Genomic DNA, 26,399 nt, shown 5'->3' on the forward strand with positions numbered 1-26,399 from the left:
TTTCTGTTCAGCTCTATTCATTATCCGGGCAACAGGCTATCCCGGTTCGGTTTAACTTAGCCCGCGATTTACAGCAGCTCGGACGCATTCTGCATTAACAACCGGCGAGCAATAATGACATTCATAATTTCGTTGGTGCCTTCAAGAATCCGGTGCACCCGGTTATCCCGCAGGAAGCGTTCCATCGGATACTCTTTGATATAGCCATTACCACCAAAAATCTGCAGTGCTTCATCGGCAACGTTATAGCCTACATCAGTGGCAAAACGCTTCGCCATGGCACAGTAGGTGGTTTTATCCGGATGGTTATTATCCAGACGGGATGCCGCCATGCGCACCATCTGCCGGGCAGCCACCAGCTCGGTGGCAGCGTTGGCCAGCTTAAACTGCAACGCCTGAAAGTTTGCCAGCGACTGGCCAAACTGCTTACGCTCATGCATATACTCGGTGGCTTTATTCAACGCCTGCTGGGCGGTTCCTACCGAACAGGTGGCAATATTGATACGCCCGCCATCCAGTCCCCGCATCGCGATCCTGAAGCCATCGCCTTCCTGACCAAGAATTGCAGAAGCCGGAATACGCACATCCTCAAAGGTAATCATCCGGGTTGGCTGACTATTCCAGCCCATCTTCTCCTCTTTACGGCCATAAGTGATGCCGGGTAATTTGGCATCAACCGCAAAGGCGGAGATCCCTTTTGCGCCCTCCGCTCCGGTGCGCGCCATCACCACCAGACAGTCGGTTGCACCGGCACCGGAGATAAAGATTTTGCTGCCATTCAACAGATAGTCATCACCATCACGGCGGGCAGAGGTTTTCAATGAACCGGCATCGGAACCGGCATTGGGTTCCGTCAGACAGTAAGAGGCCAGCTTCTCACCGGCGGTCAGCTGCGGACACCACTGCTGACGCACATCTTCTGCGCCAAACTCGGAGATCATCCAGGTGGCCATATTATGGATCGTGATAAAGGCGGTGGTCGAAGTGCACCCCATCGCCAGTTGTTCAAAGATAATGCTGGAATCTAACCGGCTCAGGCCCAGACCGCCGACATCCTCATGGGAATACAGGCCGCAAAAGCCGAGCTCCCCCGCGGCTTTCAGCACATCAACAGGAAAGGTCTGATGCAGATCCCACTCACCGGCATTGGGTTCCAGTTCATTCTGAGCAAACGCGCGAGCCATATCAGCAAACGCCACCTGTTCCTCATTCAGTTCAAAATCCATAAATGCTCCGTACTTAACACACTGGCAGATTCTTATTATTACTCTGAAGAGTCAGAGTGTATTTAACGACAAATCCCATTTTTGTTGGCTGAGCGTAATGAGCGCCGGTGAATCAAGGCAAAAGCTGGCGCAAAGGCGGAGTTTACTGTTGTAAATATTCGCAAAGCTCACCCTTACGGGCCGCCCTTCGGACGTTGTGGCAGTTAACTGCCGCTGAGCACTTTAAGCCAGCTTTTAACGCAGAGTCACCAAGCACAATAGCTCAGGCGACAAAAATTACTTCAGATGGATGGTTGTGTTAACACCCGTATCAATATCATCCTCAAACCAGCGCGCCGTAACGGTCTTAGTTTCGGTGTAGAACTTCACCGCCTGCTTGCCATACGCATGCTGATCACCGTAGAACGACTTTCTCCAGCCGGTGAAAGAGAACATTGGCAGAGGCACGGGTACCGGCACGTTGATACCGACCTGACCCACTTTGATCTCGTGCTGATACTTACGGGCAGCGGCACCGGATGAGGTGAAGATTGAGGTACCGTTACCGTAGGGATTTTCGTTGATCAGCGCAATCGCTTCTTCAATGGTATCCACTTCCAGGGCGATCAGCACCGGTCCGAAGATCTCTTCCTGATAGATGGACATATCAGTAGTCACGTTACGGAACATCGTCGGGCCAACCCAGTTACCATCCGGATAGCCCTCTACCACGACATCTGAACCATCCAGAATGCAGTCAGCACCGGCATCTTTACCCTGCTGAATAAAGCCAAGCACTTTCTCTTTAGCCTGAGGATTGATCTGCGGACCATATCCCGCTTCAGGATCATTCCAGGCACCAGGACGGACTTTAGCCAGGGCATCGCGTACTTCCGGGATCCACTCCCGGGAATTACCCACGAATACTGCAACAGAAATTGCCATACAGCGCTGCCCTGCTGCGCCAACAGAGGCACCGGCAATACTGTTAACGACCTGATTTTTTGCCGCATCCGGCATAATGACCATATGGTTCTTGGCACCGGCAAACGCCTGCACCCGCTTCATTTTGTCAGTACCGGTACGGTAGATGTGCTCACCGACAGCCACCGAGCCGACGAAAGAGATCGCAGGGGTGTCTTTGTGGGTCAGCAACTGATCAACAACATCCTTCGTGCCGTGGACAACCTGCAGCAGACCATCCGGAGCGCCCGCTTCTTTAAACAGTTCTGCAAGGCGCATCGGCGTCAGCGGGTCTTGCTCTGAGGGTTTAAGGACGAAGGTGTTACCACAGGCAATCGCCATCGGGAACATCCACAGGGGAATCATTGCCGGAAAGTTAAACGGGGTAATCCCCACACAGACACCCAACGGCTGGGTGATGCTGTAACAGTCGATCTTACGGGCGACGTTCTCAACGGTCTCACCCATGCTCAGGGAAGCAATATTGCAGGCATGTTCCACTACCTCGATACCACGCCATACATCACCCTTGGCATCTTCAAAGGTCTTGCCGGTTTCCTGTGACAGTAACTCAGCAATCTGATCGTGATTCTCTTTCAGCAACGCCTGATAGCGCAGCATCAGACGGGCACGCTCTCCCACAGGAGTCTCTTTCCAGGATTCAAATGCGGCTTTAGCCGCTTCAACTGCCTGATCCACTTCATCCGCGGTGGCACAAGGCACCTGGGCAATTACTTCCTGAGTTGCGGGGTTTGTCACCGGAATCCAGTTTTCACTGTGGCTCTGAACCAGTTCACCATTGATCAGTAGAGGGACTTGCTGAGTCATGTTTTGCACCTTTTTTATTGTTCAGTTTTTATAATTCAGTTCTTGTTTGTTCTTGTCCCGGCTAAAAACGGGACAGACTGTTGTTATACAGAGTGTTCTCATATGCGTTTTATTAAAGCACAGCATCCCGCAGCAGATGATTGATAATGTTGCTATATTAATGGACTATATTGCTATTGAATACATGAATACCCTAATAACCCCTTAATACCTTAGTCGAGCAGCCCCCATGAGCACTCCTTCAAACTGGCCTCTTCCCCCCCAGAGCATCCGCTTCGTGATCCCCCACAAGATCATCGAAAAACTCGCCCATAACAGGCTTTCAAAGGATCTTTATCCGCTTGGTGCAGGCTACTATAAGCAAGCGGAAGGACACCGTATGGAGCGTCGCGAACATGATGATAATCTGCTCATCTATTGTCTTGATGGTAAAGGTAAAATACGGGTCAACCAGAAGAATATTGCGGTAAATAGCGGCGACCTGATCGTACTGCCAAGGGGCACGGCTCACCAGTATGCTTCCAGCCTGAATTACCCCTGGACAATCTACTGGTGTCACTTTGAAGGCGAGCTGGCCGATCACTTTATCGATCACCTGCAGATCCCAAAACAGAAGCCAGTGGTTCGCTTAGGGCTGCACAGCAGTCTGGTGAGTGAGTTTGATGCACTACTGGAAGCCCGTCACAGCAGCTACCACCTGAACGCCTTTATCAATGCAGCCAACCAGCTGCGGCAGATACTCACCCATATTGCGCTACTGCAACCACTGGTTCGCAATCAGGATGCCGACAGTTTCAATCTGGAGAAGATTCACAGCCTGATGCAGGCCCGTATTCATGAACAGCTGGATATCGACACCATGGCCGCCAGCGTCAACCTGTCCAAGTTTCACTTTATAAAGAAATATAAAGATGCCACCGGCACCACCCCGATCAACCATTTTATTCAGCTGAAAATTGAACGAGCCTGCCATCTGTTGGATATCAGCACGAAAACGATTGCAGAAGTGGCTTTTATGGTGGGTTATGAAGACGCTTATTACTTCTCGCGTATCTTCAGAAAAGTGATGGGTATCTCACCCACCCAATACCGGAAACTGCAGGTGGGAGCATGGTCGTATAAAAGTTTCAAAACGGACACGATTTAAAGTATTTATTAAAAATCACTGCTAGTGTCTAAACTTAGCCGTAGAGACTCTTCAGGGATTTAATAAGCCAATGGTAATTGCCGGTATTGATCACATCGTATTGCGTACCTCTCAACTGGAGAAAATGCTCCGGTTTTACTGCGACGTACTCGGCTGTCATGTGGAAAGAGAACTCCCCCCGGAAACAGGGCTGGTGCAGCTACGTGCCGGTACAGCCCTGATCGATATCGTCCCGGTCGACAGTGAGCTGGGACGCGCAGGAGGAGGTCCTCCCACCGCAACGGAAAACAACATGGATCATTTCTGTCTGTTATTGGAGCCGATATCACCTCAACAACTCACTGAGCACCTTAAGCAGCATAAAGTGTCTGTCGGGGACTTCGCTAAGCGCTATGGCAGCGAAGGCTTTGGAGACTCCATTTATATCCAGGACCCTGAAGGAAATACGGTAGAGTTGAGAAGCAAAAAACGCTCTGTCGACGACTGAGGTAACCCTGCCTGTCTATTGTCACAGGCTTTGCTCCCGGGCTTGCAACACCATACGGGGTGACTATTTTTGCCCCCTGAGGCAATACCGTATCGAAAAACGATTTATAGATTAGCCTTAGCAAGCAAAACGTCTGTAAAATAATGAAAAACCTGCAGATCGACATTAAACCGCGACGTAACGATTTTCGTATCAGCACACACTCTACTGAGGCAATATAGCGGATCTGGAAGCTAGGATGGCAAGGATGGCAAGGATGGCAAAGCTAAATCAAACAATTACCCGCTGGCAAGGGATGGGACTGATTGCCACCACGCTTTTGGGTACCGGCGTATTTATTCTGCCACAACTGACCATCGCTGAAGCGGGTGATCAGGCGATCTGGGCCTGGGTTATTCTGCTGCTGGGCCTTCTGCCACTGACCTGGGTATTTGCAGAGCTGGGACGGCGCTTCACCCACGCAGCCGGTCCCGCCTACTTTGTTGACCGGGCGTTCGGACCACTGGCCGGCAGGGTTATCGGACTGTTGTTTCTGTTCTCGGTGCCTACCGGCGCCGCCGCTGCACTGGTCATGACGTTCAAATTCCTGAACCCCGTGGTCACGCTGTCAGCAGAACAACAACTCTGCGGCGAACTGCTGGTGTTTTTACTCCTGTTTTATATCAATCGCCGCGGCTTACAGCTATCGGGTCGCATTCAGATGGGACTGACCCTGACGATTCTGTTTATAGTTATACTGATGCTGGTGATGACGCTGATTCAGACACCTGCTACCGCTGCCGTTCCCGTCATGCATAAGCCTGTCGTTGCTGGCGATTACAGCGGTATTATGCAGGCTATCGGCCTGGCTATCTGGAGCTTTCTTGGCATAGAAGCGATCACCCATCTGGCGGGCGAATTCAAAGATGTCAAAAAAGATTACATCCCGGCAACCCTGATCGGCGTCTCGCTTGTGGGACTGATCTATATCGGGTGCACCTGGCTCGCCATGCAGGCCCCCGAACATCCGCTGGCGATGGTCGGCCTGTTTGAGATGCAGTTTGGTAACAGCGGTCGCTGGATTATCGGCGGCTTAGGCTTTATCAGCGGCATAGCGACTATCAATATCTACCTGGCCAGCCTCTCCCGTCTGGCCTGGAGTTTCAGTAACGATGGCATCCTGCCTCACCCGCTGCGAGCGCTCAACCAGCATAGGGTTCCAGCAACCGCGCTTATCACCTTTATGGTCCTTTCTGCTCTGATGCTGATTGTCAGCTATTTTGCAAAAATGGATTTCACCGTCATGGCCCACTGGGTCAATGGGTCATTTGTCGTGGTATATAGCGCATCCATGCTGGCCGCCTGGAAACTGCTTGATCGTCGCTGCAGGCCCGCGATCGTTATTAGCCTGTTCGCCTGCGGACTGTTTATCTACTGTCTCGGTACCGCTATGCTCTACCCGGTATTGCTCGGACTGCTCATAACGCTGGTATTATTGAGGCAGAAAATTTGGCAGCGGAATAATCCAACTAGCGAGGGGACCGGGCTATAACACATTCACAATATCTCGCCCAGGCTCAATTCAAAAACAAATAAAAACTCTGAGTTAAACGATACACGCTTTAAGCGGGGACAGATATTCCTCTCCCCGCTTAGTGCATTCATCGAGTTTCAGTCAATAAATATGACGAAACCTTAGCGCTTCCCGATGTCCTCCAGCTTGAATGGGCCAGCAGACCAACGCCTCCCAGAGCGACCATAATGTGCACTCCAACAAACGCTGCAAAGAGCTGAGCACGCCCGGCAAAGAATTGCTCCGGACCGTTCAAAGCGAGTGAATAAAATGAAAGCGTCGCCAGGTTCATCACAATAATGAGTGCCAACAGTTTTCGGGTTCCACGAAAAACCCACCAGCACCAAACCCCATAAAGCGTTTCTACGAACAAAGCCAAAGAAGGTATGTCATATAAACCCAGACCAAGCTTCATAGAATCATTCCACGGACTAATCGCTATATCCTGAACATGGGTCGCAAGATCAAGAATGATATGCGAAATCACCCCTGCCGAAAGAGCGGCCCCCCAAACGGGTTTATTAAAGGGCTTTGACACCACCCACCATACAGCAAGCGCAATCAATGCAGTCGTTGCTACAGAGTGGGAGTAAGGCATATGAGTCAGGTGGATGTCACTAACCGCCCTGACAACCGGCTCGGTGTTAGTGATCTCCACCCCTGCAATATTTAACACAACCCATAAGAACTCAACGACCTGAACCGAAATAAAAACCGGAATAATCGGTACACCTGGCCATTTCCTATTAATAAGTAGCGCAGTCGCCGCATGATTAATTGCATTCATCGCTACTTTCCTCAGATACACTCATCAGGAAGAGTATGTTTCTACAGATAGACGCGGCCGTTGAAAGTAGCGTCATACCTCAACCTCAACAGTCAGTGCAATCTGCTCAAATATCTTTAGTTTTCCTAGTTCTGGATTTGGAGGCATGATCCACTCATTATTAATTTGAGTTTTTATCGCTTTCCCCTCCTCACGGACTTTCTTTACCTCGCGCTCCCAGCCGGTACTGAATACAGCCCCCCACGCTCCCAAATCGAGACAAGTGGCATAGAACGGCTGACGGTATGCCTGTAATTCATTACCCAACAGATCATGCACTGCGTTATATCCGGCAAAACGTCCCAATTCAGTTGCATGCTGGCATGATAACAAAGTGGCATGATTGTCATCTGCAAAAGTATGTGCAGTATCTCCGGCTACAAAAATTGACTCCGCACCTGGCACTTTAAGATCGGGAGTAACTTTTAACCTCCCCTGCGCATCATATTCACCTGAAATACTACGCGTCAGAGGACTGGCAACCAGCCCGGTGGCCATAATGACTGTCCGACTCTCAATCAACTTCCCATTTTCCAGCTTAATGGCCCCCGGCCAGATACAACTTACGGTTGTTCCCAAATGCGTTTCAATACCGCATTGAGCTACCGCCTCTTCGACAAAGGGAATAAATGCTGGACCAAGCTCATTACCTGCCCGTACTGCCTGATCGACCAGAATAATCCGTTTTTTATCTCCCAGACGGCTGCGAAGTTCGGTAGCCAACTCCAGTCCGGTAAAACCTGCCCCAATAATCACAATCGTATTTTCAGCGGGGTCGTCAGACGTAAGCTGGTCAAGATGGAAGTCCAGCCTTTCAGTATCTTCAAAGTTATCTATTGACCAGGTGTACTCTTGCATACCTGATATAGGCAAATGTTTCAGTTCGCTCCCTGTTGCAAGAATAAGACGATCATATTCACGCTCCTCTCCACCAGAGCAACGATATCTACCTACTTCAGCATCAATTTTTCTAACTTCAGCCACTCGAAAATTAACGCCAATCTCTTTCATCAGAGGTGCTAAGGGCACACTCAAAGCCTGACTTGCCCCCTGATAAAGTCGAGGACGAATGATCAGGTCAGGCGTCTTACTGACTAATTCGATGCTGATCATTTCAGCAGACTCGGAATTACGTTCTGCAGCGGCACTCATTGCAGCCCAGACTCCCGCAAAACCTCCGCCCAAAATGTGAATTTCTTTCATTACAGACTCCTAAATGGCAATAACTTAATAGGTGCCTGCAAAGATAATAATTACATTAACGCAAGTATAGTTGTAATATTGATAATCAAACTTACAAAAATGCAAGCTTATGACAACCTGGGATGATTACCGTCTTGTATTAGCTATAGCACGTGCCCGCGGTTTACCCGGCGCAGCAGCTAACCTGAAAGTCACACTATCTACAGTATTTCGTCGCCTTGAACGAATTGAGGATAAACTGGGAACACGATTATTTGACCGGCTACGAGGCAGCTATGAACCTACGGATACCGGGGTCGAACTTATACGCGCAGCCGAACGAATGGAATATGAAGCACTGAATGCTGATCGCATCATTTCTGGTCGCGACCAGAAGCTAACCGGTGTTTTACGAATCACAGCAACTGATGCGCTTGCTATTAGCTTCCTCGCCAGACATCTGCCCGCATTTCATACCGTTCACCCACGCATAAACGTTGAAATCCTGTCAGATGATCATTTATTAAGCCTCGCCGGCCGGGAAGCAGATCTTGCACTGCGTCCCAAAAGGCCAGAGGAAGAAACCCTTGTTGCAAGAAAGATTGCAACTATCCGCTGGGGAATATATGCCAGCAAAGAAACATCGAGGTCTGTTGGTAAAATTCAGAATTTAGCCTCACTGTCCGGGCTTGGATTTGTCAACTGGATTGGAGGACCCGCCAGTAAATGGTTTGATGAGGTAATACCCCATAGCATAGAAAGTATCAGCTCCAGTAGCCTTATAATAAATGCAGAACTAGCAGCACAAAGCGATCTACTGGTACCTCTTCCATGCCTGCTGGGTTCCCAATGGCGGAATCTTAGGCCGGTAATGACACCATTAACCAAACCGGTTGGCGAATTATGGGTTGCGACCCATGAAGATATGCGCAGAAACGCACGCGTTAAAGCACTGTTTGACTATTTAGTTCTCGCCGCAGAAGCTGATAAAGACCGGTTTGAAGGGACAGCATGAAAAACTTTCTGCTGAAAACATGTACGTCCCCAACCATTTCACGCTTATCTATGCCCATTCAATAAGCAGATTTATCCATAACAGCAATACACATAAAATTCCTCCGCCGTAGAGATACATGCGATACCTGACCTTATTGCTGGTCAGGTGAACATACGCCTGGGCTGACCTGAGGATAACAAAAAACCAGGCGAAGAACAGACCGGCAACACTCTCTGTTCCTGATACGATATACAGGGTACACACCACGTAAAAGAGACAGGGAACCTCAAACATGTTGTTGTAACATCGTCCGGTTTTTATAAGCACTTCAGGCACGGCCTCGCCCTGCATCAGCTTGAAATAACCCGCCGGAACCGCGCCGTTACGCACACTTGTAATTCTCGCTCTTACCGCACAGAAGCCGATTAAAATGGTTAGCACAGTGACTGCAAACATGGCATAGATCATGGTTCAGATATCCCTTAGATGAAAACCTTGATGCTAACAACAATCTATATATGATAAAGATCATATTTAGCTTTCCATGGATTAAATTCGGCATGCCTTACTCACGTGAACATAAACAGAAAAGCAGAGAGAAAATTCTGCAAAGCGCCTACCGGTTATTTTCAACCAAAGGCTTTGACAACGTTACGGTGGATACGGTGATGCAGGACTGCTCATTAACCCGTGGTGCTTTTTACGGACATTTCAGAAGTAAATCAGAACTGTATAAAAAAGCGCTGAAGTTTGCCGCGTCAAACAGCAAACTCGCAGATATAAAACCTGAAGGACTATCATCCCGCGAGTGGCTAAGCGTATTGCTGGATGGCTATCTGAGTATTGAACATGTGTATGGAGAAAGACCCTGCCCTTTGGCTTTTCTGGCAACCGATATCGTCTCCCGGGATAAAGAAACCAATAAAACCTATGCCCAGGTATATAGCAGAATGAATCAACTGATTCTGGACTATGCAGGCAGAGACGCCGTTAAAGATGCGCAGGATGTTCTCTCGCTCACATCAATGATCATCGGTGCTGTAGCGGTTTCGAGAACCATTGAGGATAAACAACAGGTACAGCAGATTTTATCATCCTGCCGCCAGCAAGCGCGTTTGATTTTAGGAGGGATATAAACTCCCTCAGAACCCGATGTTCAGTCGTCCCCTGCCTGTTTATGTCGCGCATAGAAGCGCTCCAGTTCGCGGGATTCAGGCGTCTGCCCGGTAAAGATCTCGACATAGTCAGAGATCCGCTGCAATCGGGTAGAGATATCTTCATCGGATTTCATTGAGATATAACCGATCTGGGTCAGATAGATGGTGCGCGCGCGAACATCGGCTTTTTGAGGATCAAAACCGAAGCGGATAAACATCTGCCGCAATGCCTCCAGACGGGTCTCATCTGCCAGACCGATCTGCTCAGCTACCTCGGCGGATTGCAGTGCCCAGCTGCGGACAGCAAATTCAAACTGGGAATCAAACAGATCCTGACTCAACCAGCAATCAAATACATTCAGAATGGCTTCGGCAATCGTCTCAGCATAGGCCTCCGACTGAGCCACCAGATTACCGGTATTTTTTTCCCGCCACATCGTCAGTAAGGCATTGAGCAGCTCATTACGATCCTTAAAAAACCAGTAAAAACTGGTACGGGACAGCTTCAGCTTTTTAGCCAGCGGCTGAATACGCACAGCATCAACCCCGGTCTCGATCACAGTATCGTAGGCAGCCTGTAACCAGAGGTCCGCCGAGCCACGCCACCCGCTGGCTGCGGGCGTTTCAGCACTGTTAGTTTCATTTTCACTACTCATAGGGTGCGGATATTTCCTCTGTTCTGACACAGCCGGATAGCCCGGCCACGCTGATGAAATGTACATAAGTGTCGAAGCGATGTAAACCAATCGACTTTTATGCGCGTTTTTTCTCTGGCCAGAATCATTTTTGCAAGAGAGATACAGCCAAAAAACACCAATGAACAATTAATTGACATGTATGTACATTATAGCTATTTTTTACTCTACTGAGTCATTGTGAACTTAACCGGAGGGGCTGAAATGTCCAACGATCCACTACTGCAACCCTATCAACTCAAACATCTTCGTCTGCGTAACCGTATTATGATCACCTCTCATGAGCCGGCCTACTCAGAAAACGGCATGCCGACAAAACGCTATCGTGCCTATCACGTTGAACGGGCCAAAGCGGGGGTCGCGCTGACAATGACCGCCGGCTCTGCTGCAGTTTCGCTGGATAGTCCACCGGTATTCGATAACCTGCTGGTATATAAAGATGAAATTGTGCCCTGGATGAAAGATCTGACGGACGAGTGTCATGAGCATGGCACGGCAGTGATGATTCAACTGACACATCTGGGGCGCCGTACCCGCTGGGATAAAGGCGAGTGGTTACCGGCAGTATCGCCATCGCATCACCGTGAACCCTCGCATAAAGCATTCCCGAAAAAGATTGAAGACTGGGATATCGATCGCATCATCAAAGACTACACCGACGCCGCTGAACGCATGTATGCCGCTGGCCTGGATGGCATAGAATTGCAGGCTTACGGTCATCTGATGGATCAGTTCTGGTCCCCCCTGACCAATACCCTGGAGGGGCCTTACGGAGGCGACCTGGATAACCGTCTCAGGTTTACCTTCGATCTGCTGAAATCGATCCGCCAAAGAGTGGGTAATGAATTTATTGTCGGCCTGCGCTATACCGGCGATGAGATGCTGCCGGGAGGTCTGAACGCTGATGACGGTCTGTCAATTTCTCAACGCCTGAAAGACAGTGGCATGGTCGACTTTCTCAACGTCGTGCGTGGCCACATCGACACCGATGCCGGTCTGACCGATGTGATCCCGATTCAGGGGATGCGTAACTCACCGCATCTGGATTTTGCCGGTGAGATCCGCTCGGCAACCGACTTTCCGGTCTTCCATGCGGCGAAGATTCCCGATGTTGCCACCGCACGTTATGCTATCGCCAGCGGCAAGGTCGATATGGTGGGTATGACCCGGGCGCATATGACCGATCCCCATATCGTGCGCAAGATCATCGCCGGCAAAGAGGACAGTATTCGCCCCTGTGTCGGCGCCAACTACTGTCTTGACCGGATCTATCAGGGCGGTGCGGCCTTCTGTATCCATAACGCCGCCACCGGCCGTGAACTCAGCATGCCGCACGAGATTCAAAAAGCACAGCAGCGTAAAAAGATTGTCATTGTAGGTGCCGGCCCCGGAGGCCTGGAAGCCGCGCGGGTCGCCGCAGAACGAGGCCATGAAGTGGTCGTTTTTGAAGCCGCCAGTGATGCCGGTGGCCAGATTCTTCTGACCTCCCAGAGCCCCCGCCGCCATGAGATGATCAGTATTATCGACTGGCGTATGCAGCAGTGTGAAGCGATGGGCGTCAGCTTCCACTTCAATACCTATGCCGAAGCCGACACCGTATTAGCGGAAGATCCCGATGAAGTGATTATCGCTACCGGTGGTCTGCCTGATACCGAAGTACTGAATAGCGGCAATGAACTGGTGGTTTCGACCTGGGATATTATCTCCCGTAGCGTCAAGCCCGGCACCAATGTGCTGCTGTACGATGATGCCGGTGACCACGCGGCGCTGCAGGCGGCGGAGGTCATCGCCAACAGCGGCGCCAGAGTCGAAATTATGACGCCGGATCGCAGCTTTGCTCCAGAGGTGATGGCGATGAACCTGGTACCGTATATGCGCACCCTGCAGCAAAAGGAGGTCACCTTTACGGTCACCTACCGGCTGCACTCGGTGACCCGTGACGGCAATGATCTGGTGGCTACCGTCGGCAGTGACTACGATGACGGCAGCCGCGATTTCAGTCAGAGCCGCCGGATCGATCAGGTGGTGATCAACCACGGCACCCTGCCGCTGGACGACCTGTATTTCGATCTAAAACCCCACTCCGTTAATCTGGGCGAAGTGAACTATAGCGACCTGATTGCTGGCAGCCCCCAGACGCTGGAAAAAAACAGCGAAGGTAAATTCCGCTTATACCGTATCGGCGATGCCGTATCGGCGCGCAATACCCATGCGGCAATCTACGATGCGTTACGGCTGGTAAAAGATCTCTGAATCGAAAGAGGGGCAGGTTATTCACTGAGATGTTAAACCTGCCCCGATTTCAGAGACACGTTTCAGGGATTCAGACGGGCTACCTTAACTGGCTGTCTTTACTGCCCCGGCGATTAATACTTCCCGAACTAAGCTGCTGCTTTTCAGCTTCAGCCTGGCATTTGATACACAGGCGGATACCGGGGATCGCCTCGCGACGTTTCTCTGGAATAGGGTTATCGCACTCTTCACAGTGGGTTAAGCTTTCAGCCACACTGGCGCCCGCATTTAAGCGACTACGGGCCAGTGCGACTGCATCTTCAACACTGGCATCAATCTGATCCTGAACGGCGCCATCACGCGCCCAGCCACCTGCCATACAAATACCTTATATAAAACGGCCCGCTTTACTGACCAGACTGATCAGTAGACGAAATGACCTGTGCTTTTTTGTAAGCGGCTTCCAGCCCTTCTGCGATAGCATCGGCCAGTGGTGAAGCCTGCATCGCATTTAACCCCGCTGCGGTGGTCCCTGCATAGTCAATCATAGCCTTAACCTGCTCCGCTGGCGAAGCCTCTGCGGTAGCCAGCACAACACCGCTGGCATGAAAAAGCTGACGTATCGCCCGTTCCGCGATTAGCGGATCAATACCGGCGTTAACGGCATAGTCCACCATACAGTCAGCATAATAGGCGACAAACCCCGGCACCGGACCGATCAGCGCGGTGAACTGATCAATCTGATCCTCACTCGTGACTTCATCGGTCTGCCCAACCGCGTTAAACAACGCCAGAGTCGCCCGACGATCTTCAGCAGTCACCTCACTGCTGGCACACCAGGGAGAGTAAGCCAGCCCTTTTCCCGCCGCCGGATTGGACATCGCCCGTATCACCCGCTTAGCCCCGGTGTAGTGCTGCAGCTGCGCAATGGTGACACCCGCAATCACGGAGATAAGCACACCGTTGTGTGACTCTACGTTGATATCCAGAGCCGCTAGCAGCGGTGGCGGTACCGCAATAATCACAACATCACAGTGGTCTATAAGATCCTGATTGCAGGTCGTAAACTGAATTGCCGCACCTGATTCGGCTGACCCGGTTGTGGGTTCCTCAGACGCAAAAGCGGTGACATTATTCGAACGACTGGAGATCCACAGCCGCTCGGGTGCAATAAACCGGTTGCGAAGCAATCCATGTGCAATAGCGGAGCCAAGCTGACCAGTGCCACCAATAATACCGATACAAAAATCTGGGGTCATAGCGCTTCACTCTCCATCAATTTACATAAAGCGGGTGCAGCGATCGCTACAGCAAGAGATAACCTCCATTCTAGCGTATCTTTACTGATTGGTAGCGGTCTTTACGACCGATATTTTTCGCTTAGCGACCGGGTAAAACTGAGGTATTTTAACTGAAGGTTTAAAACAACAGTTAAGGAAAGAAACTTTAAAAAAAGTACTTTGAACAAAGCACTTTTAATAAGGCATCTTAAAATAAAGCGCCTTAAAAGAAGAGCAACAGAAAAAGCTACTCTTAATAATAACTCGGAAAAATAGCTCTGAAAAATAGATCGGAAAAAAGAGCGCGGCAGCAGCCAAAGCTATGGAACAGCCCGGAAAGAGAGTCTCGGAATGGTAAAACTCAGGGCTTCCCGCCGCAGATAACCCTTAACCGTTATGTGAAGCGAGCGTACTACGGACGTTATTCACCCGCCCGCTAATCGGTCGGGACTTCGGCGGAGCCATCTGCTCATTCAGATAATCAGCAACCGCTTTTACCGGATCCGCTTCAGTCGTCAACATGGCATTGATACCCCGCAGAGCCATCCGGCTGACAAAACCATCATCGGCACTGGCGCCAACGACCCCATCACAGTCCGCTAACGGGTGAGGCATATCATCCAGGTAGTACTGGAACACCTGTTCTCTGGGTAACACGATCATCTCTACCAGCTTTATCTGCCGCTGATCCATCAGCCCAAACCCGACAGCGTCTGATTGAAAAATCATCCAACTCTTACACTTACTTATATTCCCGGCGACCGAAATTCCATCTCTGCTGGCGACTGCTATTTTCATCTGGATACCTCAATCAGGACGGTTGCATTGATAGCAATAACGTCTGTCTGCCTCTGTAAACAACTACTCAGTTTACTCAACTTCTGCGGCAAAACCCTGACTTGAAGCAGTGTTTTGCCGTTCCAGATACAAAAAATGCAGCCCGGTGGCTGCATTTTTTGTTGTGACGGTAACAGGGGTTCTGCTATCAACTCAGCGTTAACCTCGGCATAGCATCCACAGCGCTTTCCATCTCTTTATTCCAGAGTTTACGCAGGTCACGCATATATTCATCTTCCTCGCCGAATGAGCGGTAACGTCCTAAAGAGAGGCTGCCATGCTGAAGAATATACAGTTCAATAGGAGGACCCACCGTCAGATTACTTTTCAACGTGGCATCCATCGATATCAGGCCGCAAACAATCGCCCGGTCAATCGTGGTGCTTTCCTGAATCACCCGGTCCAGAATAGGTTTACCATATTTTATTTCACCGATTTGCAGATACGGCACCTGACGCGAACTGGCAATAAAGTTCCCCCGCGCATAGATCATATAGAGACCGCTGACCGACCCGAGAATTTCCCCGGCCAGCAGAAAAGTCGCTTCAAAAACAGCCCCGCCGCCGGCCTTTTCCTGAACCACAGCGCTGATGTTTCCGATATATTCAGCCGCCTGATGCATATCAGTAACGGTCAGCAAACTGGTTTCTGCTGTGTTCTTAATATCCCGTTCAATCGCAGTGATCACCGCCTGGGTGGTGGCCAGATTTCCCGCGCTGCAGATGACAAACTGGCGCGCACCGGGAATACCATAGCGCCACATTTTGCTATAGGTACTAATGTTATCCACCCCGGCACTGGTGCGGGAGTCAGAAATCATTATGGTTGCCTCGTTTGTTCTGATACCCACACAATAGGTCACTATCTTCTCCTAAATAACCTGTTATACCGGACGAAAGTGCTGCACCGCTTAAATTCGCCTGACCGCAGTGACCAGGCTTGGGTGATGCTGATGATTATATGAGTTTTATAGCGGAGAAATATTATTTATTTAATCTGTGAGAAAAAATATAAGCCTCTGCCTTTATTCAGCAACAGGCGTAATCACCAGAAATCGAAACGCACAGATACAAAAAAGCCACCTGCTGACAAACAGATGGCTTTTCAAAAGCGTGACTGAATCCTATATAAGGTTATTTACCTGACGTAAATTCCGGATAAGCTTCCATACCACACTCGTAGACATCCATACCTTCCATCTCCTCTTCCTCGCTGGCACGCAGGCCAATGACGGCTTTAATAAGCAGCAGCACGATGAAAGAAGCGATGAACATCCATGCAAAGGTGACTGCCGTACCAATCAACTGGCCCATAAAGGTTGCGTCAGCATTACTAATCAGTACCGCAAAAATCCCCCAGATACCGGCAGCACCATGCACCGAAATTGCACCAACCGGATCATCCAGCTTGAGCTTATCCAGTGCCAGTACTGAAGCCACCACAACCAGGCCACCCACGGCACCGATCAGTGAAGCCGTACCCGCATCCGGCAGCAGTGGTTCTGCGGTAATCGCAACCAGCCCCGCCAAAGCACCGTTAATGGTCATTGTCAGGTCGGTCTTACCGAACAAAGCACGGGCAAACAGGGCTGCCACCACCATACCTGCAGCAGCGGCTGCGTTGGTATTAACGAATATTTTAGCAACCGCGTTGGCCTCTTCAACATTCGCTATTTTGAGTTCAGAACCGCCATTGAACCCGAACCACCCCATCCACAGGATAAACATACCCAGCGTCGCCATCGGCAGATTAGCACCGGGAATTGCCCGTACTTCACCGTTAGGGCCATACTTACCTTTCCGTGGTCCCACCAGGATTACCGCCGCCAGTGCTGCTGCGGCACCCGCCATATGAACGACAACTGATCCGGCAAAATCCTGGAAACCCAGCTCATCCAGGAAGCCACCACCCCATTTCCAGTATCCCTCTACCGGGTAGATAACAGAGACCATAATTACCGCAAAAATCAGGAATGGCCAGAGGCGCATCCGCTCAGCCACTGCACCTGAAACAATCGACATGGTTGCTGCAGCAAATACCGCCTGGAAGATAAAGTCGGCCATGCTGGAGTAATACGGGGCGTCATCGCCACCCGCAATCACGGCTTCAGTTGTGTTGTCGGTACCCAGCAGGAACTCCAGACCGGGGATGTACGGGCTGATCGGATCAGCCGGATACATAATGTTGTAACCCACCAACAGATAGGCAATACAGGCGATACCATAAAGCAAAGCGTTCTTATTCAGAATTTCAACGGTGTTCTTGCTCCGGACAAGGCCGGCTTCAAGCATGGCAAAGCCTGCGGCCATCCACATCACCAGCACGGTACACATCAGAAAGTAGAATGTGTCGAGCGCGTATGACAGTTCAATCGGTAGATTACTCATCTGTTTCTCCTATAATGCGAATACACCGGACTCACCGGTGCGAAGTCTTAAAACCTGATCAAGCTCTGCAATAAACAGCTTGCCGTCGCCAAAACGCCCGGTTTTGGCCACCCCGGATATCACCTCGACTGCCTGATCCAGCAGTGCATCGTCAAGCGCGATTTCCAACTTTATTTTGGGTACAAAACTGACACGGTACTCTGCGCCCCGATAAAGTTCGGTGTGACCCTGCTGGCGCCCATATCCCCTGGCTTCGGTGACAGTAAGGCCACACACGCCAATGGCCAGCAAAGGCTCTCTCACCTCTTGCAGAATGTTCGGCCGGATAATGGCTGTTAATAGTTTCATCGTTTCACTCGTCTTTTATAGAGAATATTATATTCTTAACAGGAATATGTAATTTTCATGCCAACATATTTTTATTATTTAAATTCATGCACTTATATGAATATTTAGAACATCCCCCCAACAACGACGCACAATTTCAGGGCATTGCAACAACACGCTGCACGCCGAGATGCACCATTCAGAGACCTGATAGATTCGCAGTAGAAACGAAAAACCAGCGACATCGGAGGAGGACGTCACTGGTTTTTGGGGGTGTGAAATGTTAAACCGCCATCCTGACAATATGTATCAGGGCAGCAGGAAGTTCTTATGGGTTTGCTTAATAGTTGCAGAAACCGACTGATCTTTCAGGCCAACACCGGAACACTGTAACCGTTGAGATTCATCGATCAGCCAGATCAGTTTATCGGTTGCCGCTGCGATGCTCATACCCGCAGGACGAACATTTGAGATACAGTTGCGCCGGGCATCGGTTAACCCCACCTGAGGCCGGAAGGTAAAGTAGATTCCCAGGCTATCGGGTGAACTGAGTCCGGGACGCTCACCCACCAGCAGAATAAGCAGCTCAACCCCGAGAAGCTCGCCGACCTCATCACCCACCGCAACCCGCCCCTGACTAACAATAGTGACCGGTGCACTTTTCAGCCCGCGGTTTTCCAAACGGGATAATACTGCCTGAGTCATCGCCATCGCATGGCTCTGTACTGCCATCGAGGAGAGTCCATCGGCAATAACAACGGCGACACTGGCACTTTCCGGATGCTGCTGTCGGTATTCCTCCAGCTGTTCAACGGAACGCAGATCCAGCCGCCTTCCGAGATCGGGACGCTGCAGGTATTCAGTTCTGTCAGCAGCCCGGCTGTGCAGTGTGATGGCATCATACCCTGCAGACTTCAGTTGCTCAGCCAGCGCTTCGGTTTTAAGCGCAATATGAACCGCGTCCCGGGCACTGGCATGATCCATCTGAAATTCCAGCAGCGCCTTAGTCGGCAGGCTCACCCCGCTGCGCCCCTGAGCTATCCGGGCATCGGTATAACGACGTAGCTGACGCCAGGGATTTTCAGTAACAGGCGAATGTTGCTCCGTTTTCGTTATCTCATTCATCACACAGCTCCTTAACCGACCGCTATAGCTTCGTCAGCAGGCCACTAAAGGTTTCCGGCATAGTGTCTGCCAGTCGACCGGAGGCCTGGGTAATACCGACCTGCTGCAACCACCGGTCAAACTCCGGTGCAGGACGCAGACCCAATACCTCACGAATATACAATGCATCATGAAAGGATGTGGTCTGGTAGTTGAGCATAATGTCATCGCCTCCCGGAATCCCCATAATGAAGTTGATACCGGCCACCGCCATCTGGGTCAGCAGCATATCCATATCATCCTGATCCGCCTCTGCATGATTGGTGTAACAGATATCGCAACCCATCGGCAGCCCCAGCAACTTGCCGCAAAAATGATCCTCCAGTCCCGCGCGGATAATCTGCTTCCCATCGTAGAGATATTCAGGACCGATAAAGCCCACTACCGTATTCACCAGCAACGGATCAAAATGCCGGGCGACAGCGTAGGCGCGGACTTCACAGGTCTGCTGATCGACACCGTGATGGGCATTGGCCGATAGTGCACTGCCCTGTCCGGTTTCAAAGTACATCACATTGTTGCCGACACTGCCGCGCTTCAGCTCACGTGCTGCCTGATTCGCTTCGGCCAGCATCGACAGATTAATACCAAAACTGTCGTTGGCCGCCTGAGTGCCGGCGATCGACTGGAATACCAGATCTATCGGCACACCCCGGTTAATCGCTTCGATCTGATTGGTCACATGGGTCAGCACGCAGGACTGCGTCGGAATGGCGTAATGTTCGATGATATCGTCGAGCATTTTTAACAGTTCGGTCACCGCCGCATAGTTATCCGTGGCCGGATTGATGCCGATCACCGCATCGCCGCTACCATACATCAGGCCATCAAGAATACTGGCCGCCACACCTGCCGGATCATCCACCGGATGGTTCGGCTGTAGTCGGGTCGATAAAACCCCTTTACCCCCAAGAGAGTTACGAAAGGCGGTTTCGTTGCGACACCTGGATGCCACCAGAATCAGATCCTGCACCCGCATCAGCTTGGATACCGCTGCCACCATTTCCGGTGTAAGCCCCATCGTCAGCCGCTTCAGCGTTACGCTATCGGCCTGATCTGACAACAGCCAGTTTCTGAAATCACCGACAGTCAGATGAGAGACTGGCGCAAAGGCCAGCGGATCATGGCTGTCAATAATCAGTTGGCTGACTTCATCCGTTTCGGGAGAGATAACCTGTTCATTTAAAAAAGTCTTCAGTGGAAGGTCGGCCAGAGCCATCTGCGCAGCAACTCGCTGGCGTGAAGAGCCCGCAGCGAGTCCCGCCAGACAATCACCCGAACGCAGCGGCGTTGCTTTAGCCAGAAGATCTTTAAGATCAGTAAACTGCCAGCGCTGCTGACCTGCGGTTGCTGAATAACCTGTCATGACAGATCGGTCTCCACAAAGCATTTTTCAGATAAACAGGAATTGAAATTGAATAACCGAAAAAAGTCCGGGGCCGCTTCAGGCGACCCCGGACGGTATAACACTACTTATAGTCGATATAAGTGTGATTTTCATGAAGAACACTGGCAACGATGGCACCGGCAGTGACCAGCACCGCCAGCCCCAGAATAACCACCATCGCGGTTGGACTGTCAGCAAAGGTAAAATATGCTTCAGCACCTTCCCAGGTCGTAATCGGACTTGTATTCATACTCTTTCTCCTTAAGCGCTTGCAGTTACTGTCACTTTAGTTGCCGGAATCTCTGAAGAATATGCAGGTACCGATTCCGGATACGCTTCCAGAGGCACCTCAACAATATCCAGTCCCATCTCTTCAGCTTTAGGCGGAACTCGCAGGAAGTTCATCTTCGCCATCACGTAGGACAGTCCGAAGCCTGGTACAAAGCCCAGCAGCGCCATAACCCCGGCACTCATCAGCTGACCGGTGAAGGAAACATCAGGCGCACCATCGATTACATTCGGGAAACCACTGGCAAAGATACCCAGGCCGACAATACCGATCAGACCACCAACACCGTGAACCGCGAAAGCACCGACCGCATCATCCACTTTGAACGTCTTAGTGATGAACTTATCCGCCAGAGGTGCAACAACACCGCCGGTAATACCCAGCAGGAATGCCAGAGGTGGGTAGTAAAGATCCAGACCCGGGGCCGCAGAGAAAATACCGGCCAGTGCCCCGGACATCATCCAGAATGGCTGACGGGTCACAAAATAAGCACCGATAATACCGCCGGAGAATGCCATCAGAGTATTGAAGCTAACCGCCGACAGCGTCACCGGGGTACCGAAAATAGTGGTCCACTGAGCGCTGCCTGCATAGATGATACAACCACCGAGGAAACCGAAGAAACCCACGATAATCAGCATCAGACCGATAATAGTCATCGGCATGCTGTGACCTTTAATATCGACCACAGTGCCATCTGCCAGGAAACGACCAATACGTGGCCCCAGATTGATGGTGACACCCAACGCAAAGAAACCAGCAACCATGTGTACGCAACCTGCCGCACCAAAGTCATGGAAGCCCCACTCAACGGTCAGCCAGCCGGTTGGGTGCCAGCCCCAGGAAGCCCCCAGAATCCAGACAACAGACCCCAGAATAATCGCCAGAATCAGGAAGGAACTCATGCGGATACGCTCGATCACCGCACCCGAAAAAATCGATGCCGTCGTTGCAGCGAACAGTACGAATGCTCCCCAGAAGATACCGCTGGCATTATCGGCCAGGTTAGGCCCCATATTAGTGGACCAGGGCAGACCGGCTGCGGCCGCTTCATAATCCGGGGTAAAACCGTTATACATTGCCAGATAGATCCACCAGCCAAAGAAAAAGAAGGTGGGGATAATAAAGGCGAATGCCAGAATATTTTTCACACCGGAAGCCAGTGCGTTCTTCAGGCGGGATGCACCCATCTCATACGCCAGAAAACCTGCATGGATAATTACCATCAGGCCGGTACACCACCAATAGAAAACTTCCATATTGATGGTGCCCGTCATCTCAATCAGAGTTTGTAACTCTGCAAGTGTTGGGGCTGTCTGCTCCATTGCTGAAACCTCTCATCTGTTAAATTTTCTTCGTGTTTAGTTAGAACTGTAGCTTTTGTAGCTGTAAAGCCATTTATTACCAGTAAACTTTATTTCCCTTAAAGAAAAGCATTTTTCATACCAAACGAAGACTTTTATCTTTAAAATCAATTAATTAAAATTTATCAGGCATTTTATTGGTTTTAAATAATTGCTTTAAATCGCTCTCGTTTGGTGCAGTGCATCATTCAGGGTCAGGCAAAACCTCCTTCGGCTATTTGTGATTCAGAACTTACTCCTCTGGTTAGTGAACGTGGTGTATTAACTTCTGACCCGGGTTCGCTCCGGATCATAGAAAGGTAATGAGGTGACGCTGACCGGTATCCGCTTACGCTGGCCATCCAGCTGACCGACTTCCAACGCCGTACCGGACTCAGAAAACTGTGGCTCAATCCGACACAGAGCGATCTGATTTTTAGTCGCTGGCGAATAGGTTGAACTGGTGATAACACCGACGGGAAAGCGACCATTAAAGACAGCATCACCGTGACTGACAGGTTCCTGACTATTGATAATTAAGCCCACCAGCTTTTTACGACTGGCAGGGTTCTGAGCGGCTATCGCTTCACGCCCGACAAAATCATCGGTCTTCGTTTTCAGGGGAACCGTAAAGCCGATACCCGCCTCATAAGGGTTGGTTTCTGTACAAAACTCATGCTCGGCAAAGATCAGACCCGCTTCGATGCGCAGCATATCCAGTGCATCAAATCCCAGCGGAGCGATGCCATACGGCTCACCGGTTTCCCAGATACGATCCCACACCTGTTCGGCCTTCGCGGGATGACACCAGACTTCAAAGCCCAGCTCCCCGGTATAGCCGGTACGGGATATCATCACCGGAATACCATCCGGACCATCCAGCCGACCGGTCATAAAGCGGAACCACCCCAACTCAGACACGGGCGTGCAGGCTTCTCCGTTCCAGATAATTTGCTGTAACAGGTTACGGCTTTGTGGTCCCTGCACTGCAACGTTATGTATCTGATCCGTTGATTCCCTCACCTGCACCTGCAATCCCTTTTCCTTTGCTAACTGGCGTAACCAGATACCGCAATAGGAATCACCACAGATCCAGCGAAACGCGTGCTGCCCCAGCCGGAACAGGGTACCGTCATCGATCATGCCGCCGGTGCTGTGACACACGGCTGAGTACACCACCTCACCAATCGCCATTCGACAAACATTACGCGTCAGGGCATACTGCAGCAGCGTTTCTGCATCAGGTCCCAACACTTCAAACTTTCGCAGCGGCGTCAGGTCAATGACGGCAACCCGCTCCCGACAGGCCAGGTATTCAGCTCTGGCACCATAGTTCTGATATTCTGCAGCCACCCAGTAGCCCCGGTACTCAGTAAAGTGCTTGGTCAGGGCGGAGGTTCGGCCATGGAAACCGGTCGGCTTAGTCATACGGGATTGTTCCTCTGGTGTTATCCGGTATCCCACTGAACGGGGAAACTCACAGGTTGCGGGATAGATGCGAATATGAATATCGGTCGGATTCCAGCCATTGGCCGGATCGATATCATCGGGACAGGCGGATGAAGCACAGATCAGATCGCGGCTAGCCCTTAACAGTACGTAGTCACCGGCTCGCGACCAGGGCTCCTGAAAGCCAATGGTGCCGCAATCTCCGGCACTCGTGTTAAAAAAGAAGTTGATTGCAGGCCAGCCTGCACGGGGAGCGATATCGTAACGGCTCAGACTGCGGTTAAAGTTTTCAGTACAGTTGATATGACCGAAATAACCGCTGTCTTCATAATATTTGCTGTTACAGGCAAACAGAAAGCTGTCGTGACGGCCAACTGTGTCCTGCACCACCTCAAGCATGGTTTGCTGCCGGGCATCGGTAAATTTTGAGTGCAACCCCGGTTGCGGCAGCGTCAGACCGTTCAGAGTGCGGGTCGCTACCCCATCCAGAGGTTCCTCTCTCCCCTCCTTCAGCGCTACGGCATCGAAAGCAATAAAGTCACTGCACTGCTTGCCCTCAACATCAATAATCTGAATCCACTCGCCGGCTTTTACTTCATAGCTCGTCGCACTGCAGCGAGGCACACGAAACTCACTACGGGGGCTCGCCAGTGGCTGTGGCAGGCTGCTTTCGGCCACCGTATAGTGTGCGACCTGCAGTTCAGTCACCGGAGACTGATCAGCTACCTGCATATCCCTGCCACAACAGAGAACAATCAGAGTGGCCTCCTGCGTTACTTCAAAGTCAGGCAGTGCCTGCGCCTCAAAGCGGAATGCCTGCTGTAAAGCCTGCTCGCCGATGCCCCATGCCAGTAACAGCTCATTTAAGCGTAACGCCGAATCACTCTGCTGATCTAACTGAGCCAGAGCCCCCTCTGCTTTATCGGCACATACTTTGACAAGATCATTTTGCGCCAGATATGAGTCCAGAGGCTGGCCCTGGGCATCAATAAACAGCAGTTCACATCCCTGATTGCTGTCCGCCGAGGTGATACAAACGCTGTCTCCAACATGCAGATCAAGACGCAGAGCCCCCTGTCCCTCAACCCGATACCACCGGGGGGAGCTACTTTTGTTTAATGCATCCTGAGCACATTGTTGCTGAATCGTCATACAGATTCCCCATTCACTATTTAGCAAGGCATTTACACCCTCTGTTCAGCGTCATCAGAGTGCAGCAGCAGTTGACCGGAACCATTCTGGTGCACTCAACAAACCGATGAAGCGGCAGACCAGATGCCAAAACATTGTTTCTTGATGGTTAAAAATATTTACTCATAGTGATTTCAGGCGCAATCATCAGGAAGGAGTAATCCATTGTGAGTACCCGGCCATCTGTGGCACAGATGCTGCTTACTAATTACCTAATAACAGAGCACGTGATAACAGAGCACTTCATAACTGCGCATTGCGTAACTGAACGCTTCCCTCACAGGAAGACGAGCTGTAAGGAGGTTAGAATGGCGGTATCGATTCCACTGTGGATGCACAATTTCCCATGGTTATTGCGCGAGCAACCGGCGAAACAAAAAGAGACTGTCTGCGCGCCAGCCCTGACTCAACTGGTGGTTGATCTGGCCTGTAGTGATGATATCCGGCAAAGCCTGGAACAGACTCTCAACCGACTACAAAGTTATGTCAGCTTCCATCTTGACGCTGACATCTTTCTTATCGGAGTGCCATCACCCCACAGGGATCAGCTGTTGCACGCATCGACAATAACCCCTCCGATAGGGCTTGCGGGACAACTCCGCTATCAGCTCACCGAACACAGCGTGCACGATGCCAATGAACTGCGTTATAAACTACCCGGCAGTTCATTATCGGTTCACGCTTTGCAGCTACCCTTTGATATCAACCATCCGGCCTGCTGGATGGTGCTGTGTTTCAAAGAGAGACTTCCGGAAAGTGAGCAGATTAACCGGATATCGGGTCCGGTTGCTGAAGCGCTGAACGCAGGCCTGGGAGGCTGGTACCGTCAGCAATCCCGGATAAGTGCCGCCATTTCGTCAGAAAAAGCAGCCCATGCTGCCGAGCTGCACGACTCAATGGCCCAGATTCTCGGCTATATGCGAATTAAAGCCTCCCGGCTTGCCGACCAGTGCAAGCGCAAAGCAGAACCTGAACTGGCAGAAATAAGTGAAGACCTGTGCCACCAGGCCCAGTGTGCCTATCGACAGACCCGGGAACTGATCGCCTGCTCACGACTGTCCATCGAACAGGGACAATTGATCGATGCCATCAGTCAGGCGATCGGTGAATTTGAACAGCGCAGCGCTGTAGTCTTTGAACTGGACAACCGGGTGGGATCGCAGCTGATCACTAAAGATGATTCCCAGACAATTTTTATCATTCGCGAAGCACTCAACAATATCGTGCGCCACTCTCATGCAAGTCATGCACGGGTGCAGCTACTGCGTCAGAATGATTCGTCTATCCGTATCCGGGTTGAAGATAACGGTAAAGGGATCTGTGCTGATCAGACCCGACAGGATAGTTTTGGTATGAAGATCATGCAGGAACGGGCGGAAAAGATTCAGGCAAACCTGTTTATCCTGTCCCCTAGGCAAGGCGGTACCCGTATAGAGCTGATTATCCCTGATCTTAGCGTATGAGCGGCACTCAC

At 50.8% G+C, this 26,399-nt stretch carries 24 protein-coding genes; 7 read left to right on the top strand and 17 right to left on the bottom strand.

Annotated features, from left to right (window positions below):
* Positions 1-68: 68 nt before the first annotated feature.
* Entirely contained in the window at positions 69-1,226 is a 1,158-nt protein-coding gene (locus tag KDX31_11155; protein ID UTW01920.1) for an acyl-CoA dehydrogenase family protein, read from the bottom strand.
* A gap of 276 nt (positions 1,227-1,502) precedes the next feature.
* Positions 1,503-2,996, bottom strand: coding sequence for a CoA-acylating methylmalonate-semialdehyde dehydrogenase (locus tag KDX31_11160; protein UTW01921.1), 1,494 nt, complete (start codon positions 2,994-2,996; stop codon positions 1,503-1,505).
* A gap of 229 nt (positions 2,997-3,225) precedes the next feature.
* Here KDX31_11160 and KDX31_11165 point away from each other — a divergent pair, with 229 nt between their 5' ends.
* From KDX31_11165 to yjeH, 3 genes are all read left to right on the top strand, one after another.
* Entirely contained in the window at positions 3,226-4,143 is a 918-nt protein-coding gene (locus tag KDX31_11165) for an AraC family transcriptional regulator (GenBank protein UTW01922.1), read from the top strand.
* A gap of 70 nt (positions 4,144-4,213) precedes the next feature.
* Positions 4,214-4,630 carry a VOC family protein gene (locus KDX31_11170; protein UTW01923.1) on the top strand — a complete coding sequence of 139 codons (417 nt, stop codon included), beginning with the start codon at positions 4,214-4,216 and terminating at the stop codon, positions 4,628-4,630.
* A 256-nt stretch (positions 4,631-4,886) separates the two neighbouring features.
* Positions 4,887-6,161 (top strand): L-methionine/branched-chain amino acid transporter, encoded by a 1,275-nt coding sequence (yjeH, locus tag KDX31_11175; GenBank protein UTW01924.1) that lies wholly within the window; start codon positions 4,887-4,889, stop codon positions 6,159-6,161.
* Between the two features lie 109 nt (positions 6,162-6,270).
* Here yjeH and KDX31_11180 read toward each other — a convergent pair whose 3' ends face one another.
* Positions 6,271-6,969: a hypothetical protein gene (locus KDX31_11180; protein UTW01925.1), complete on the bottom strand. Its 699-nt coding sequence runs from the start codon at positions 6,967-6,969 to the stop codon at positions 6,271-6,273.
* 72 nt (positions 6,970-7,041) lie between these two features.
* Positions 7,042-8,211, bottom strand: a complete 1,170-nt coding sequence (locus KDX31_11185; protein ID UTW01926.1) for an FAD-dependent oxidoreductase — start codon at positions 8,209-8,211, stop codon at positions 7,042-7,044.
* A 109-nt stretch (positions 8,212-8,320) separates the two neighbouring features.
* On the opposite strand from KDX31_11185, the gene KDX31_11190 reads away from it, so the two are divergent.
* A complete protein-coding gene (locus KDX31_11190) occupies positions 8,321-9,205 on the top strand; it encodes a LysR family transcriptional regulator (GenBank protein UTW01927.1) in 885 nt (294 codons plus the stop codon).
* A gap of 48 nt (positions 9,206-9,253) precedes the next feature.
* Here KDX31_11190 and KDX31_11195 read toward each other — a convergent pair whose 3' ends face one another.
* Entirely contained in the window at positions 9,254-9,655 is a 402-nt protein-coding gene (locus KDX31_11195) for an MAPEG family protein (GenBank protein ID UTW01928.1), read from the bottom strand.
* A 92-nt stretch (positions 9,656-9,747) separates the two neighbouring features.
* Between KDX31_11195 and KDX31_11200 the strand changes: the two genes are divergently transcribed.
* A complete protein-coding gene (locus KDX31_11200) occupies positions 9,748-10,323 on the top strand; it encodes a TetR/AcrR family transcriptional regulator (protein ID UTW01929.1) in 576 nt (191 codons plus the stop codon).
* A 20-nt stretch (positions 10,324-10,343) separates the two neighbouring features.
* Here the strand turns inward: KDX31_11200 and KDX31_11205 are convergent, their stop codons facing one another.
* A complete protein-coding gene (locus KDX31_11205) occupies positions 10,344-11,000 on the bottom strand; it encodes a TetR/AcrR family transcriptional regulator (GenBank protein ID UTW01930.1) in 657 nt (218 codons plus the stop codon).
* A 243-nt stretch (positions 11,001-11,243) separates the two neighbouring features.
* Between KDX31_11205 and KDX31_11210 the strand changes: the two genes are divergently transcribed.
* On the top strand, positions 11,244-13,292 hold the full coding sequence (locus KDX31_11210) for an NADH:flavin oxidoreductase (protein UTW01931.1): 2,049 nt from the start codon (positions 11,244-11,246) through the stop codon (positions 13,290-13,292).
* A 79-nt stretch (positions 13,293-13,371) separates the two neighbouring features.
* On the opposite strand, the gene KDX31_11215 is transcribed toward KDX31_11210, so the two are convergent.
* The 11 genes from KDX31_11215 to KDX31_11265 form a co-directional block, all read right to left on the bottom strand.
* Positions 13,372-13,650 (bottom strand): DksA/TraR family C4-type zinc finger protein, encoded by a 279-nt coding sequence (locus KDX31_11215; GenBank protein ID UTW01932.1) that lies wholly within the window; start codon positions 13,648-13,650, stop codon positions 13,372-13,374.
* A gap of 28 nt (positions 13,651-13,678) precedes the next feature.
* Entirely contained in the window at positions 13,679-14,530 is an 852-nt protein-coding gene (locus KDX31_11220) for an NAD(P)-binding domain-containing protein (protein ID UTW01933.1), read from the bottom strand.
* A 408-nt stretch (positions 14,531-14,938) separates the two neighbouring features.
* Positions 14,939-15,349: a hypothetical protein gene (locus KDX31_11225; protein ID UTW01934.1), complete on the bottom strand. Its 411-nt coding sequence runs from the start codon at positions 15,347-15,349 to the stop codon at positions 14,939-14,941.
* 187 nt (positions 15,350-15,536) lie between these two features.
* Complete coding sequence (locus KDX31_11230; GenBank protein ID UTW01935.1) at positions 15,537-16,250, bottom strand: peptidase; 714 nt, start codon at positions 16,248-16,250, stop codon at positions 15,537-15,539.
* 271 nt (positions 16,251-16,521) lie between these two features.
* On the bottom strand, positions 16,522-17,775 hold the full coding sequence (locus tag KDX31_11235) for an ammonium transporter (GenBank protein ID UTW01936.1): 1,254 nt from the start codon (positions 17,773-17,775) through the stop codon (positions 16,522-16,524).
* A gap of 9 nt (positions 17,776-17,784) precedes the next feature.
* Positions 17,785-18,123: a P-II family nitrogen regulator gene (locus KDX31_11240; protein UTW01937.1), complete on the bottom strand. Its 339-nt coding sequence runs from the start codon at positions 18,121-18,123 to the stop codon at positions 17,785-17,787.
* 288 nt (positions 18,124-18,411) lie between these two features.
* Entirely contained in the window at positions 18,412-19,227 is an 816-nt protein-coding gene (gene eutC, locus KDX31_11245) for an ethanolamine ammonia-lyase subunit EutC (protein UTW01938.1), read from the bottom strand.
* A gap of 22 nt (positions 19,228-19,249) precedes the next feature.
* Entirely contained in the window at positions 19,250-20,632 is a 1,383-nt protein-coding gene (locus tag KDX31_11250) for an ethanolamine ammonia-lyase subunit EutB (protein ID UTW01939.1), read from the bottom strand.
* A gap of 103 nt (positions 20,633-20,735) precedes the next feature.
* On the bottom strand, positions 20,736-20,903 hold the full coding sequence (locus KDX31_11255) for a hypothetical protein (GenBank protein ID UTW01940.1): 168 nt from the start codon (positions 20,901-20,903) through the stop codon (positions 20,736-20,738).
* An 11-nt stretch (positions 20,904-20,914) separates the two neighbouring features.
* Entirely contained in the window at positions 20,915-22,267 is a 1,353-nt protein-coding gene (locus KDX31_11260; GenBank protein ID UTW01941.1) for an ammonium transporter, read from the bottom strand.
* A 300-nt stretch (positions 22,268-22,567) separates the two neighbouring features.
* On the bottom strand, positions 22,568-24,886 hold the full coding sequence (locus tag KDX31_11265; GenBank protein UTW01942.1) for an aminomethyltransferase family protein: 2,319 nt from the start codon (positions 24,884-24,886) through the stop codon (positions 22,568-22,570).
* A 347-nt stretch (positions 24,887-25,233) separates the two neighbouring features.
* On the opposite strand from KDX31_11265, the gene KDX31_11270 reads away from it, so the two are divergent.
* Positions 25,234-26,388 carry a hypothetical protein gene (locus KDX31_11270; protein ID UTW01943.1) on the top strand — a complete coding sequence of 385 codons (1,155 nt, stop codon included), beginning with the start codon at positions 25,234-25,236 and terminating at the stop codon, positions 26,386-26,388.
* Positions 26,389-26,399 lie beyond the last annotated feature (11 nt).

It is taken from the genome of Amphritea atlantica (assembly GCA_024397875.1).
Taxonomy (GTDB): domain Bacteria; phylum Pseudomonadota; class Gammaproteobacteria; order Pseudomonadales; family Balneatricaceae; genus Amphritea; species Amphritea atlantica_B.

Coding starts and splice junctions, on each gene's coding strand:
- KDX31_11155 (UTW01920.1), bottom strand. CDS start 1,226: ATGGATTTTGAACTGAATGAGGAACAGGTGGCGTTTGCTGATATGGCT.
- KDX31_11160 (UTW01921.1), bottom strand. CDS start 2,996: ATGACTCAGCAAGTCCCTCTACTGATCAATGGTGAACTGGTTCAGAGC.
- KDX31_11165 (UTW01922.1), top strand. CDS start 3,226: ATGAGCACTCCTTCAAACTGGCCTCTTCCCCCCCAGAGCATCCGCTTC.
- KDX31_11170 (UTW01923.1), top strand. CDS start 4,214: ATGGTAATTGCCGGTATTGATCACATCGTATTGCGTACCTCTCAACTG.
- yjeH (UTW01924.1), top strand. CDS start 4,887: ATGGCAAAGCTAAATCAAACAATTACCCGCTGGCAAGGGATGGGACTG.
- KDX31_11180 (UTW01925.1), bottom strand. CDS start 6,969: ATGAATGCAATTAATCATGCGGCGACTGCGCTACTTATTAATAGGAAA.
- KDX31_11185 (UTW01926.1), bottom strand. CDS start 8,211: ATGAAAGAAATTCACATTTTGGGCGGAGGTTTTGCGGGAGTCTGGGCT.
- KDX31_11190 (UTW01927.1), top strand. CDS start 8,321: ATGACAACCTGGGATGATTACCGTCTTGTATTAGCTATAGCACGTGCC.
- KDX31_11195 (UTW01928.1), bottom strand. CDS start 9,655: ATGATCTATGCCATGTTTGCAGTCACTGTGCTAACCATTTTAATCGGC.
- KDX31_11200 (UTW01929.1), top strand. CDS start 9,748: ATGCCTTACTCACGTGAACATAAACAGAAAAGCAGAGAGAAAATTCTG.
- KDX31_11205 (UTW01930.1), bottom strand. CDS start 11,000: ATGAGTAGTGAAAATGAAACTAACAGTGCTGAAACGCCCGCAGCCAGC.
- KDX31_11210 (UTW01931.1), top strand. CDS start 11,244: ATGTCCAACGATCCACTACTGCAACCCTATCAACTCAAACATCTTCGT.
- KDX31_11215 (UTW01932.1), bottom strand. CDS start 13,650: ATGGCAGGTGGCTGGGCGCGTGATGGCGCCGTTCAGGATCAGATTGAT.
- KDX31_11220 (UTW01933.1), bottom strand. CDS start 14,530: ATGACCCCAGATTTTTGTATCGGTATTATTGGTGGCACTGGTCAGCTT.
- KDX31_11225 (UTW01934.1), bottom strand. CDS start 15,349: ATGAAAATAGCAGTCGCCAGCAGAGATGGAATTTCGGTCGCCGGGAAT.
- KDX31_11235 (UTW01936.1), bottom strand. CDS start 17,775: ATGAGTAATCTACCGATTGAACTGTCATACGCGCTCGACACATTCTAC.
- KDX31_11240 (UTW01937.1), bottom strand. CDS start 18,123: ATGAAACTATTAACAGCCATTATCCGGCCGAACATTCTGCAAGAGGTG.
- eutC (UTW01938.1), bottom strand. CDS start 19,227: ATGAATGAGATAACGAAAACGGAGCAACATTCGCCTGTTACTGAAAAT.
- KDX31_11250 (UTW01939.1), bottom strand. CDS start 20,632: ATGACAGGTTATTCAGCAACCGCAGGTCAGCAGCGCTGGCAGTTTACT.
- KDX31_11255 (UTW01940.1), bottom strand. CDS start 20,903: ATGAATACAAGTCCGATTACGACCTGGGAAGGTGCTGAAGCATATTTT.
- KDX31_11260 (UTW01941.1), bottom strand. CDS start 22,267: ATGGAGCAGACAGCCCCAACACTTGCAGAGTTACAAACTCTGATTGAG.
- KDX31_11265 (UTW01942.1), bottom strand. CDS start 24,886: ATGACGATTCAGCAACAATGTGCTCAGGATGCATTAAACAAAAGTAGC.
- KDX31_11270 (UTW01943.1), top strand. CDS start 25,234: ATGGCGGTATCGATTCCACTGTGGATGCACAATTTCCCATGGTTATTG.